This is a genomic window from Mycolicibacterium aurum (assembly GCF_900637195.1).
Taxonomy (GTDB): Bacteria; Actinomycetota; Actinomycetes; order Mycobacteriales; family Mycobacteriaceae; genus Mycobacterium; species Mycobacterium aurum.
On record NZ_LR134356.1, the window covers coordinates 2,526,665 to 2,538,701 of the forward strand.

Sequence of the window (12,037 nt, forward strand, 5' to 3'; positions counted from 1 at the left end):
TTGATCAGCCCGAGAGGCCGGCGGCCCACGGGTAGGACTTCAGGAACGGGTCGGGTTCGATCGGGCCGGGGGACTCCCAGGTCGTGTAGATCAGGCCGTCGGGCCGGATCTCGCCGATGCGCGCGGTCTTGGTGATGTGGTGGTTGTCGCCGTCGATGGTGACCAGGCCCTCCGGAGCGTCGAACGTGACGCCACCCGCGTTGTCCTGAATCTCTTTGACGCCGAACGACTGTGCCTTCTCGACGGTGTTCTTCCACAGGTAGACCGACACGTAGGCGGCCTCCATCGGGTCGGAGGTCGGCTTGTCCGCGCCGAACTTGGCCTTGTAGGCCTTGACGAACTCGTTGTTCACCGGGGTGTCGATGGTCTGGTAGTAGTTCCAGGCCGTCAACTGTCCCGTGATGTTCTGCACACCGATGCCGCCGACCTCTTCCTCGGCGATCGACACCGACACCACAGGCATGTCCTGCGGGGTGAGGCCGACGTTCTTGTACTCGCGGAAGAACGCCACGTTCGAGTCACCGTTGAGCGTGTTGAACACCGCATCGGCGTCGGCGGTGCGCACCTTGTTGATGATGGTGGAGAAATCGGTGCTGCCGAGGGGCGTGTAGTCCTCGCCCTTGATCTCCATGCCGTTGGCGTCGGCGTACGCCTTGATGATGCGGTTGGCGGTCTGCGGGAACACGTAGTCGCTGCCGACCAGGTAAAGAGACTTGACGCCCTTCTCCTTGAGGTAGTCGAGCGCGGGGACGATCTGCTGGTTGGTGGTCGCACCGGTGTAGAAGATGTTGGGGGAGGACTCCAGGCCCTCGTACTGCACGGGGTAGTACAGCAATGAGTTAGCGCCCTCGAACACCGGCAGCATGGCCTTGCGGCTCGACGAGGTCCATCCGCCGAACACCGCCGCGACGCAGTCACTGCTGATCAGTTTCTCGGCCTTCTCGGCGAACACGGTGGGCTCGGAGGCGCCGTCCTCGCCGACCAGCTGGATCTGCTTGCCCAGGACGCCGCCGGAACCGTTGATCTGCTCCACCGCCAGGTCGATGGCATTGCGGACCGTGACCTCTGAGATCGCCATGGTGCCCGACAGCGAGTTCAGCGCGCCGACCTTGATGGTGGACCCGGAGGTGTCCACACACGACTCGGCATTTGCTGAATCCGTCTCACTCGCCTTACTGCCGCAGCCGGCCAGGACCAGACTGGCGACGGCGACGACGCTGCCTGCGGCCAGAGCGGATCGCTTCAGACGGTGGCGTCGGGGTTGTTCCATGAACAGCCTTTCTGAGTGTCGGCAGCGCTCATCTGCTGATGAGGCGCCGAGGGAGGACTTCAGAGCGCTTCTCAGCGACGAAGTTGTCGACACCGCCCCGGTGTCGAATCGGGACGTTAGATCGCCTGTGTTTCTGGTAAATGTCTGTGTGTGACGCGCAAGTTAACCTGTTGCCGCGAGCGACAGTTGGTTTGCCATTAACCTTGCTGACCGGCGGGGAACCGGTGCTCGCGTAACGCTCCGGTAGCCTCCGGCGATGTGACCAACATGCGAACAGCTACAGCGAAGCTAGGAATGGCAGCCGCGGCGTCACTGCTGGCGGCCACCGCATCGGTGATGGTCGGCCAGCCCACGGCCGGCGCGCAGCCTGCCGGGCAGCAGGTGCGGTACACGCTCGTCTCCGGCGGCGCCTACGAGTTCGACCTCTTCTACCTCACCAGCCAGCCGCCGAGCATGGAGGCCTTCAACGCGGACGCCTACGCGTTCGCCAAGCGCGAGAAGGTCAACCTGGCGCCCGGCGTGCCGTGGGTCTTCGAAACCACCATGGAGGACCCCCAGTGGGCCATCCTCCAGGTCAGCAGTACCACCAAGGGTGGCCAGGCTGCCCCCAACGCGCACTGTGACATCGCCGTGGACGGTCAGGTCCTCACCCAGCAGGACAACCCGTACAACGTGCGCTGCCAGCTCAGCCGTTGGTAGTTCAGCCGGGCTGATGGCCGCTGGCCCGGGGACGCAACCCGGCCAACGCATCTGGTAGCGGATCGCGGTGCAGGACACCGAGGCGTTGGGTGGCGCGGGTGAGTGCGACGTAGAGATCGGCGGCGCCCCGTGCGCCCTCTGCCAGAACCCGTTCCGGGTACACGACGAGCACGGCGTCGAACTCCAGCCCTTTGGTCGCTGTGGGTGGCACCGTGCCCGGCACCCCGGGGGGCCCGATGACGATGCTGGTGCCTTCCCGGCCTGCTTCCTCGCGGAGGAACTCGTCGATGGCGGTCGCGAGTTCCTCGTCCGACACCCGCCTCGACCACGGCTGAGTTCCGTTGGAGCGCACCGACTCCGGTGGCGTGATCTCCGGTGCGAACTCGGCCAGGACCGCCGCGGCGACGGTCATGATCTCGGCCGGGGTGCGATAGTTCACCGTCAGCGTCCGGTACACCCACCGGTCGGGCACATAGCGTTTGAGCATCGAGTCCCACGAGGTGGCTCCGGCAGGCGATCTGCGCTGCGCGAGATCGCCGACCATCGTGAACGACCGGCTCGGGCAGCGGCGCATCAGCACGCGCCAGTCCATCTCCGAGAGCTCCTGGGCTTCGTCGACGACGACGTGCCCGTACGTCCATTCCCGGTCCGCGGCAGCACGTTCGGCGAGTTCGCGGGTGTCACGTTCGATGAACCGCTCGGCCAGGTCCTCTGCGGCGATGACGTCTTGGGCCATCAGCTGGTCCTCGTCGTCCATCAGGTCCTCGCGGCCGATCATCAGGTCCAGCACGCCCGCCGCGTAGGCGGCTTCCTCCTGTCGTTCCCGCTCGGCGGCCTCATCGCCGGACTTGTCGCGGCCCAGCAGGTCGACGAGCTCGTCGAGCAGGGGTACGTCCGAGACGGTCCACGCGTCGCCCTGGGCGCGCCACAGCGCCGCGTCGGCACCTGCGGCCTTCAGCCGGTCGTGTGACGAATACAGTTCTGCCAGAAGCGCTTCCGGAGTCAGGATGGGCCAGAGCTGATCGAGTGCCGCTGTGAATGCGCGATGGTCTTCGAGTTCGTCGAGCAGATCGGCCCGCAGATGTTCCCAGGCGGCCTTGTCGTCCCGGGTCAACCAGCCGCGACCGATCTTGGCGATCGCGCGCTCGGTCAGCACCCACGTGATCACGTCGACGAAGACCGTCCTGGCGTCGTTGTGGGGCTGGTCGCTGGCGCGTGCCTCCTGGATGGCCCACCGGGCGGTCTCGACGTCGATCTGCACCGAGACGTCCGACAGGTCGATGGGCAGTGGCTCGTCGGGCACGCGTTGCCGGTCGGCGACCGCTGCTGCCAGCACGTCGAGCATCCGCAGCGAGCCCTTCTCCCGTGCGGCCGCCGGGGTGTCCTCGGCGGTGATCCGCAGCCCCGGCACCAGCTCGCCGGTGGTCAGGAACACCACGTTCGTCTCGCCCAGGGAAGGCAGTACCCGCCCGATGTGGCTCAGGAACGCGGCGTTCGGTCCGACCACCAGCACACCGTGGCTTTCCATGCGCTTGCGCTGTGTGTAGAGCAGGTAGGCGACACGGTGCAGTGCCACCACCGTCTTGCCGGTCCCGGGGCCGCCCTCGATGACCAGCACCCCGGGATGGTCCAGCCGGATGATCGCATCCTGCTCGGCCTGGATGGTGGCGACGATGTCGCGCATGCCTTCGCCACGCGGCGCGTCGACCGCGGCCAGCAGGGCGACGTCACTGGAGCTGCCGCGCTGCTCGTCGGCATCGTCGAGTGCGGGCCGGCCGAACACCTCGTCCGTGAAATCGATGATGGTGCGCCCGAGGCTGCGAAACTGCCTGCGCCGGCGCATGTGCTCCGGGTGGGCACCGGTGGCGACGTAGAAGGCGCGGGCGGCGGGTGCGCGCCAGTCGATGAGCAACGGTTCGTGGTCGTTGTCGTCGTCGAGCACACCGATGCGGCCGATGTAGGAGCGCTCACCGTCGATGCTGTCCAGACGGCCGAAGCACAGTCCGGCATCGGCCACGTTGAGCCGGTCCATCTGGGCGGCCGTCGCGCGCACCTCGGCGTCCCGCTCGACCAGGGTGCCGCCGTTCTGCGCGTCGATGTCGCCGCGCAGCGCTGCGGCATGGCGGGCCTTCACCCGTGCGCGGTCGGCGTCCAGTCGCGCGTACAGGCCGGCCACATAGCTGCGCTCCGCGTCGAGCTCGGCATCGTAGTTGGTGTGCGAATCGTTCATCCGTGGCTTCTCGGTTGACATGTGCCCCTTATGGTTTTACGCCGCGGGCGCGAATCTGCGCCATGACCCGGGTCGTGCGGCAAGCCCCGGCAGCACGCCGCCGACACTTGACACTCTATCGAACGTATGTTCGCATAGGGTATGCGGTGGGCCGGGCAAGGCATCGGGGTCGATGACGGTGCGCTGCCTGGGCTGCAGCGTATCGGTTTGATTCGCAGCGTGCGTACACCGCAGTTCGACGGCATCACCTTCCACGAGGTGATGTGCAAGTCGGCGCTCAACAAGGTGCCCGCAGCCTCGATGCTGCCGTTTCGCTACACGGTGAACGGCTACCGCGGGTGCTCGCACGCCTGTCGCTACTGTTTCGCCCGGCCCACCCACGAGTATCTGGAGTTCGACCCCGGCCGCGACTTCGACACCCAGGTGGTGGTGAAGACCAACGTCGCCGAGGTGCTGCGCCGCGAACTGCGCCGGCCGTCGTGGACCAGGGAGACCGTCGCGCTCGGCACCAACACCGACCCGTATCAGAGGGCGGAGGGACGGTACGCGTTGATGCCCGGGATCATCAGTGCGCTCACCGATTTCGGCACACCGTTCTCGATCCTGACCAAGGGCACTCTGCTGCGCCGTGATCTGCCACTGCTCACCGAGGCGGCCCGGCGCGTGCACGTCAGCGTTGCGGTGTCCCTCGCGGTGGGGGATGCCGACGTACACAGCCGGGTCGAACCGGGGACGCCGTCACCTCAGGCGCGGCTCGCACTGATCGCGGCCATCCGGGACGCGGGTCTGGACTGTCACGTCATGGTGGCGCCGGTGCTGCCCGGGCTGACGGACTCCGAGGAGCATCTCGACGACCTGCTGAGCCGGATCGCCACCGCCGGCGCGACGAGCGTCACCGTCTTCGGCCTGCATCTGCGCGGCAGCACGCGCGGGTGGTTCATGGACTGGCTGGCGCAGACGCACCCGGATCTGGTCGGCGAGTACCGCCGGCTGTACCGCCGGGGCGCCTATCTGCCGCTGGACTACCGCACGATGCTGCAGCGGCGCGCTGCGCCGCTGATCGCCAAGTACGGCCTCGCGCCGGATCGGCGCTCGTTCCGCGAGGCGCCGCAGTCGCAGCCCGTGGTGCAGCAGGACCTGCAGCCGGCCCTTTTCTGAGCGGTCAGGTCTTGTTGCGCTTCACCTGATTGAACGGTACGCCGCGGTCGGCGGCCGGTTCGCGGGGAAACCCGAGGATGCGCTCGGCGATCACGTTTCGGGCCATCTCCGACGTTCCGCCGCCCAGCGACCCGGTCTGCCGCGACAGGTAGCGCACGCCGATGTCCAGCAGATCCGACGCCGCCGGGTCGTCCGCGGACCCTTCGTCGACCACACCCGCGGTGCCGGCGATGGCCAGCGCGGTGTCGATCTCGAGTTCGGTTGTCTCGGCGTGGAACAGCCGAATCAACGTTCCGGCATTCGGTGGCAGCGAACCGTTGCCGATCGCGCTCGCGACGTGCTCGATGAGCTGCTGCTTGACGATGCGGCGGGCCAGTGCGCGGCCGGCCAGATCCTGGATGCGGGGATCGTCGCCCTGCCCGGTGGCCTCTGCGAGCGTTACGTGGTCCGGCGGCATCTCGCTGGCGTTCTCGGCACCGGTGCCGCTGGCGAACTCCGACCCGCCGCCGACGGCGCGCCGTTCGTGAAAGAGCTGCCGGGATGCGACTTCCCACCCGCCGTTGACCTCGCCGACCACCGCGTCGTCGCCGAGCACCAGGCCGTCGAAGAACTCCTCGCAGAACTCCTCGTTGCCGTTGACCTCCTTGATGCGCCGCATCGTGATTCCCGGTGCGTTGAGTGGCACCAGGAACATGGTCAGGCCCTCGTGCTTGGGCACGGTCCAGTCGGTGCGAGCCAGAAGCAGGCCGTAGTCGCCGGCGAACGCGCTGGTGCTCCAGGTTTTGGCGCCGTTGACGATCCAGGTGCCGTCCCGCCGGTCGGCCCGGGTGATGACCCCGGCGAGATCGGATCCGCCGCTGGGTTCGCTCAGTAGCTGTACGAGGATCTCCTCACCGCGTACGGCGGCCGAAATGCGTTCGCGCTTCTGCTCTTCGCTGCCCATGTCGAGAATCGTCGCGGCACAGATCGTGAACGTCGGGACGTTGAGGATCAGCGGCATCTCGTAGTGGCGGCACTCGGCGTCGAACGCCTTCTGGTAGCTGTAGTCGAGGCCGAGGCCGCCGTACTCCCGCGGAAAGCAGATTCCGGCGAACCCACCCTGGTACAGCCGCTGCTGCAACTCCTTGGCTCTGTCCCAGGAGGCCTGCTCGGCCCGCACCGAGCATGGGGGATGGGCGGGGTCGATCCGGGGCATGTTCGCGGCCAACCATGCTCGGGCACGGTCGGCGAAATCTGCCACGGATTCCGCCGTGTCGGTGGATGCCACGGTGTCGGTCACGCTGTCGCCTCCGTCTTCCTGCTCAACGAGTACACGATTCGGTGGTGGTCCTCGGGCGAGCCGAACATCGCCCGGTACAGCGCGACCCGGCGAAGGTACAGATGCAGGTCGTGCTCCCATGTGACGCCGATTCCGCCGTGCAGCTGCACGCAGTCCTGCAGGATCACCGGGGCGCGTTCGGCCACATAGGCTTTCGCGACGCTGGCCAGCAGGTTGGCCGCCGGGGAGCGCTCGGCGACCGCCCTGACGGCGCCGGCGGTGGTGGCGCGGGCGGCCTCGAACCACAGCTTCATATCCGCGGCTCGGTGCTTGAGCGCCTGGTACGACGACAGCGGTCGCCCGAAGCTGTGCCGGTCGGCGAGCCACTGGCTGGTCATCGTCAGGACCGACTCCAGGATTCCGACGAGTTCGGCGCACTGCAGCATCAGGGCGATCTGGTGCTGACGACCGACGAGTTCGGGCGTCTGCGCGGCGCCGCCCACCGCGGCCGATTCGCCCACCTGGACACCGTCGAATTGCACACGGGCATAACGCTTGACCATGTCCACCGACTTCTGCGGGGAGATTGTCACCCCAGGGGCGTCGGTGGGAACCAGGAACTGCCGGACGGCGCCGTCACACGCGGCGGTGACCAGGACGACGTCGCATTCCGCGCCCGCCTCCACCCGGTCCTTGGCCCCGTCGATGCGGAATCCGGAGTCGGTGCGTGTCGCGGTGGTGGCGGTGGCGCCGGCAGCCAGCGGAGCGAACGGGCGCGTGGGCTCGTACACCGCCCATGAGGCAACGATCGCGCCGGACACCAGCGCGTCGATGGTCTCTTCGTGTCCGCCGGGTGCCTCGACGAGACCGGCCAGCACGACGCTGACCGGATGCAGCGGACCCGGCGCGACCGTGTGGCCGATCTGTTCGGCCACCAGCGCGAGGTCCGCCACTCCGTTGCCCGACACGCTGCCGCCGCCGAGCTCCTCGGGTACCAGCAGGCTTGTCCAGCCCAATTCCGCTGCCCGCAGCCACCATTCGTGCTGGAAGGAGACGCCAGAGGCGTGCAGGCCCCGCACGTGCGTCAGTGATGCCTGTTTGTCCAGGAACGTCTGCGTCGTGGTGGCGAACAGCAGCTGTTCCGGGTTGGCGACGTCGGTCACACGGGCTCCTGACACCTGGTCATTGCACAGGCGGTAATGCCATTACCGCTTAGTGGTAACGACATTACCACGAGCTGCCGGACCGAGCCAGACACTGTTTCTGCTGCTCAGGAGTTCAGTGCGTCAGCGCGCGGATACAGAACGCGTAGATATCCGCACCTTCGATCGGTACGCCGTTGAGCTCGGTGCCGAGCTCCCGCAGACGCATCGCGCCGAGCACCGTCTGCATCAGGATCGCGGCGTCGGTGTCGACGTCCAGATCGGCACGGAAGGTGCCCTCGTCGATCCCGCGCCGGAGGATGTCGCCCAGCAGCCGGTGCAGCGGCGACAGCACCTTCGCGAATTCCTTGGGCCGCGTCTCCAGCAGGTGGTCGTTGTAGTACGTCAGGCCACGGTTGATGCTGTCCTGGGTGGTGGACTCGGCCGGTGCGCTGATGCGGTCGATCAGCATCCGAAGGGCCTCATCGCTGGGCAACCGCTCCGCCTCAGCGCGCCAGCGCTCGCCGGCGTCGGCCATGATCCTCTCCACCAGCGCCAGCAGTAGCTCGTCCTTGGTGGCGAAGTGCTGATAGAACGCCCGCAGCGAGGTCTTGGACCGTTCGACGACCTCGAGCACGGTGAAGTCGGTCCTGCCGGTTTCCCCGAGGATCGCCAGTGCGGAGCGCATGAACCGGCCGGCCCTGGACTCGTCGTCGGCGGACGCCGGCGAGTGCGGCGCAGGCTTAGCGGCCACGGCGCACGCCCCTTCCCCGTCCCGGACAGTCGACGGTAATGACGTTACCGCTTTCGGGGAACCTCGGTTACTGTTCCCTCCGACGGTCACCGAGCGGAGGCGATGAGCAACATGACGGCAGGACCAGAGCAGGCGCAGTGGACGGTTCAGGCACTCCTGGACCTCTTCGACGCAGAGCCCACCGGCGAGAACACGTTCACGGCGCAGACCGGACCCGCAGGCGAGGATGAGCGTCAGGTCGTCGAAGGCACCCAGGTCCTTGCGCAATCCATTGTGGCTGCGGCCAAACGGTTTCCGGACAAGTCGGTGCGGTCTGTCTACGCGGTGTTCGCCCGGGCGGTCATGGTGGCCGCCGGGCCGGTCGAGCTGGAGGTGGACGTCGTCAGCGAAGGGCGTTCCACAGCAACGGCGATCGTGACAGCCAGGCAGAACGGCAAGCGCTGCATCACGACCACGGTGCTGGCCGACGTGCCGACCGCCGACGTGATCCGCCACCACCTGCCCAAGCCCGACGTGGCGCCGCCGTCAGCCGCCCACCTGTCGCCGATGCCGATGACCGGCAGGGAGCTCCGGTTGGTCGACGTGGTGGATGTCAACAGTCCCGATGAGGTCGGCCCACCCGAACTTCACGCCTGGCTGCACTACGACCCTATCCCGGCCCGCGATGACCTGGCCAAGGCGCTCATCGCCTATTTCACCGGCCACCTTGGCATTTCGACCACCATGCGGGCGCATGAGGGAATCGGGACGAGCCAGGCGCACCTCACCGTCTCGACAGCGCCGATGACCGCCTCGGTCAGCTTTCACGAGCCCGTGCGCTGGGACGGCTGGTTGCTGTACACCCATGAGAGCACCCAGGTCGGCGCCGGTATGTCCTATGTGCGCGGCGCGGTGCACACCGAGAAGGGCGAGCTCATCGCATCCTTCAGTCAGGATGCGCTGATCCGGCCGTTGCGCACCACCGATACGGCGATCAAGGAACAGTCGCGCCTGTAGCCGACAGCGCCGACCCGAGTACCTCCAGCGGCAGGCCGCCGAGATCCAGCGCACGGCTGTGGAAGTCCTTGAGTGGCACACCGCGGCCCAGTGCGTCGTCGCGCAGTTGCTGCCAGATACGCTGCCCGATCGCATATGACGGCGCCTGACCCGGCCAGCCCAGATAGCGGTCCAGCTCGAAACGCAGGTTCTCCTCGGCCATCGCGCTGTGGGTCTGCAGGAACGTCCATGCGCGGTCGGCGTCCCAGACGCCGCCGTCCGGAGCGGTCAGCCCGCAGTGCACGCCGATGTCGATCACCACGCGGGCTGCCCGGAAGCGTTGGGCGTCAAGCATTCCCATCCGGTTTCCGGCGTCATCGAGCCAGCCCAGCTCGGACATCAGGCGCTCGGCATACAGCGCCCAGCCTTCCCCGTGGCCCGACACCCAGCAGCCCAGCCTGCGCCAGCGGTTGAGCTGGTCGGACAGCGCCACGGCGCGGCCGATCTGCAGGTGATGTCCCGGCACGCCCTCGTGGAACACCGTCGTCATCTCCTGCCAGGTGTGGAAGGAGTGCACCCCGTGTGGAACCGACCACCACATCCGGCCCGGCCGGGACAGATCTTCCGACGGGCCGGTGTAGTAGATCCCGCCTGTGTGGGTGGGCGCTATCCGGCATTCCAGATTGCGCAGCGCAGGCGCGATGTCGAAGTGCGTGTCGGCCAGCGCATCCACGACACGATCCGACAGGTCCTGCATCCACCGTTGGAGCGCGTCGGTGCCGTGGATCAGGTAGCGCTCCTCACCGTCGAGTCGGTGCAGCGCCTCCGACGCCGACGATCCGGGGTAGAGCCGGTCGGCGATCTCACCCTGCTCGGCGACGATGGAGTGCAGCAGGTCCAAGCCCCAGGCGTACGCCTCGTCGACGTCGACCGACGCGCCGAGGAACTGTCGCGACACCACCGCGTAGGCGTCGCGACCACAGCCGTCCGTCGTGCGTGCCTGCGGGCCGATCTCGTCGCGCAGCACCGTCGTCAGCGAGGCGTAGGCGTTGGCCGCATCCTCGGCCTGCTGGCGGATCTCGTTGTGCAGCAACGGGTTGTCCAACGTGGCCGCCGATACCATGTCGATGAACAGTTCGGCGATCTGGCCCGCCTGCTGGATGCCGCGGCGCACCTGCCGGGCTGCCGGTGCGTGTCCGGCCGAGGCGGCGGCGCGGAGAGCGTCGGCGTACCCGGCCACCCGGTGCGGAATCTGCGAGAGCCTGCGGCCGAAAGTCGCCCACTCTTCTTCGGTGTCGGTGGCCATCAGGTCGAACACGTCGCGCATCGTCTGCGGTGGAGACGCGATCACATTCAGTTCGCCGACGTCGAGACCGGCGTCGTGCATCGCGAGGACCACGCCGAGACGCTCGCGCATCGCGGCGACGGTGACGACGTCGACCGCGTCGGCGGGTTCTGTCGCGTCGAGTTCACGCAGCGCCGACGCAGCCGCCTCGACACGTGCCGACACCCCGTCGGGGGAGTAGTCGGTGATCTGCTCGTCGTACCCTGCGATCCCGGCTTCGGTTGCCGCACAGGGATCCAGCGCCGCGTACGTCTGCAGATAGCGCTCTGCGACGGCGTCGACCGCCGTGCTCGGCCTAGCCAAGGTTGTTCGTGGCGAAGGTGTCGCACGCGGCCGGGTCGCCGGTCTGATAGCCGGTGGTGAACCATTTCTGCCGCTGCGCCGACGATCCGTGCGTCCACGATTCCGGGCTGACTCGCCCGGTGGAGGCCTCCTGGATGCGGTCGTCCCCGACTGCGGATGCGGCGGACAGTGCGTCGGCGATGTCTTTGTCGCTCAACGGTTCCAGGAACGGCACATCGGTGCCCTCCTGCTTGGTGATGGCGGCGTAGTGTGCCCAGACGCCGGCATAGCAGTCGGCCTGCAGTTCGGTGCGCACGCCGCCGCCGGTCGGACCCGTCGGGTCCTGTTGCGCGCGGCCGAGCACACCCTGGAGGTTCTGGACGTGGTGACCGAACTCGTGGGCGACCACGTATTCCTGCGCGAAGGGGCCACCGCTGGAACCGAACTGGTCCACCAGCACATCGAAGAACCCGGTGTCGAAGTAGGCGGTCTGGTCTCCCGGGCAGTAGAACGGCCCGACGGCGCTGTCGGCGAAACCGCACCCGCCGGTATTGACGCCACCGGTGAACAACTCGATCTTCGGGCGGGTGTAGTCGGGCATGAGCTGCGCCCACACCCCGTCGAGGGAGTTGCCCGTCGCCACCACGCGGCACTGCACGATGTTGTTCGCGTCCGCACCGGTCTTGCACTGACTGAGGTCGAATCCGGGGGCTTCCACGCCCTGGGTGTCCATCTGGGACTGGTCCGGTAACACCGAGCCAGGGTCGACGCCGAGGAACAGTGCCACCACGACGATCAACAGGCCACCCAGTCCGCCGCCGACCGCGATGCCGCGGCCGGGTCCGCGGCCGCCGCCACTGCTGGACGTGGTGCTGGTGTCGATCCGCATGCCCTCGTTGAAGGTCATCGCACTATCCCTTCTCC

10 protein-coding genes are annotated in these 12,037 nt (G+C 67.6%); 3 read left to right on the plus strand and 7 right to left on the minus strand.

Annotation, left to right across the window (positions count from 1 at the left end; all coding sequences use genetic code 11):
• Positions 1 to 4: 4 nt before the first annotated feature.
• Positions 5 to 1,270, minus strand: a complete 1,266-nt coding sequence (gene urtA, locus EL337_RS12135) for an urea ABC transporter substrate-binding protein (protein ID WP_048634813.1) — start codon at positions 1,268 to 1,270, stop codon at positions 5 to 7.
• A gap of 267 nt (positions 1,271 to 1,537) precedes the next feature.
• Here urtA and EL337_RS12140 point away from each other — a divergent pair, with 267 nt between their 5' ends.
• Positions 1,538 to 1,969, plus strand: a complete 432-nt coding sequence (locus EL337_RS12140; RefSeq protein WP_109860228.1) for an Rv2576c family protein — start codon at positions 1,538 to 1,540, stop codon at positions 1,967 to 1,969.
• Position 1,970: 1 nt separating this feature from the next.
• Here the strand turns inward: EL337_RS12140 and helR are convergent, their stop codons facing one another.
• A complete protein-coding gene (gene helR, locus EL337_RS12145) occupies positions 1,971 to 4,199 on the minus strand; it encodes an RNA polymerase recycling motor ATPase HelR (RefSeq protein WP_109860222.1) in 2,229 nt (742 codons plus the stop codon).
• A 141-nt stretch (positions 4,200 to 4,340) separates the two neighbouring features.
• Here helR and EL337_RS12150 point away from each other — a divergent pair, with 141 nt between their 5' ends.
• Positions 4,341 to 5,357, plus strand: coding sequence for an Rv2578c family radical SAM protein (locus EL337_RS12150; protein ID WP_048634816.1), 1,017 nt, complete (start codon positions 4,341 to 4,343; stop codon positions 5,355 to 5,357).
• A 4-nt stretch (positions 5,358 to 5,361) separates the two neighbouring features.
• Here EL337_RS12150 and EL337_RS12155 read toward each other — a convergent pair whose 3' ends face one another.
• The 3 genes from EL337_RS12155 to EL337_RS12165 all read right to left on the minus strand — a co-directional run bounded on the left by EL337_RS12155 (position 5,362) and on the right by EL337_RS12165 (position 8,445).
• The gene (locus tag EL337_RS12155) at positions 5,362 to 6,636 is read right to left on the minus strand and encodes an acyl-CoA dehydrogenase family protein (protein WP_048634817.1); all 1,275 of its coding nucleotides are present in this window, start codon (positions 6,634 to 6,636) and stop codon (positions 5,362 to 5,364) included.
• Positions 6,633 to 7,778, minus strand: coding sequence for an acyl-CoA dehydrogenase family protein (locus tag EL337_RS12160; protein ID WP_048634818.1), 1,146 nt, complete (start codon positions 7,776 to 7,778; stop codon positions 6,633 to 6,635). Before EL337_RS12160 ends, EL337_RS12155 begins: the two co-directional genes overlap by 4 nt.
• 115 nt (positions 7,779 to 7,893) lie before the next feature.
• Positions 7,894 to 8,445, minus strand: a complete 552-nt coding sequence (locus tag EL337_RS12165) for a TetR/AcrR family transcriptional regulator (RefSeq protein ID WP_083443257.1) — start codon at positions 8,443 to 8,445, stop codon at positions 7,894 to 7,896.
• Between the two features lie 177 nt (positions 8,446 to 8,622).
• On the opposite strand from EL337_RS12165, the gene EL337_RS12170 reads away from it, so the two are divergent.
• On the plus strand, positions 8,623 to 9,507 hold the full coding sequence (locus EL337_RS12170; protein WP_048634852.1) for an acyl-CoA thioesterase: 885 nt from the start codon (positions 8,623 to 8,625) through the stop codon (positions 9,505 to 9,507).
• On the opposite strand, the gene EL337_RS12175 is transcribed toward EL337_RS12170, so the two are convergent.
• Both EL337_RS12175 and ypfJ read right to left on the minus strand, forming a co-directional pair.
• Entirely contained in the window at positions 9,485 to 11,134 is a 1,650-nt protein-coding gene (locus tag EL337_RS12175) for a DUF885 domain-containing protein (protein WP_048634820.1), read from the minus strand. The genes EL337_RS12170 and EL337_RS12175 overlap by 23 nt on opposite strands.
• On the minus strand, positions 11,127 to 12,020 hold the full coding sequence (ypfJ, locus tag EL337_RS12180) for a KPN_02809 family neutral zinc metallopeptidase (RefSeq protein WP_048634821.1): 894 nt from the start codon (positions 12,018 to 12,020) through the stop codon (positions 11,127 to 11,129). The genes EL337_RS12175 and ypfJ overlap by 8 nt, the downstream gene beginning before the upstream one ends.
• Positions 12,021 to 12,037: the final 17 nt, after the last annotated feature.

Bases quoted from the DNA above. Each gene is read 5' to 3' on its own strand.
- urtA (WP_048634813.1), bottom strand. From the start codon at position 1,270: ATGGAACAACCCCGACGCCACCGTCTGAAGCGATCCGCTCTGGCCGCA.
- EL337_RS12140 (WP_109860228.1), top strand. From the start codon at position 1,538: ATGCGAACAGCTACAGCGAAGCTAGGAATGGCAGCCGCGGCGTCACTG.
- helR (WP_109860222.1), bottom strand. From the start codon at position 4,199: ATGAACGATTCGCACACCAACTACGATGCCGAGCTCGACGCGGAGCGC.
- EL337_RS12150 (WP_048634816.1), top strand. From the start codon at position 4,341: ATGCGGTGGGCCGGGCAAGGCATCGGGGTCGATGACGGTGCGCTGCCT.
- EL337_RS12165 (WP_083443257.1), bottom strand. From the start codon at position 8,445: ATGCGCTCCGCACTGGCGATCCTCGGGGAAACCGGCAGGACCGACTTC.
- EL337_RS12170 (WP_048634852.1), top strand. From the start codon at position 8,623: ATGACGGCAGGACCAGAGCAGGCGCAGTGGACGGTTCAGGCACTCCTG.
- ypfJ (WP_048634821.1), bottom strand. From the start codon at position 12,020: ATGACCTTCAACGAGGGCATGCGGATCGACACCAGCACCACGTCCAGC.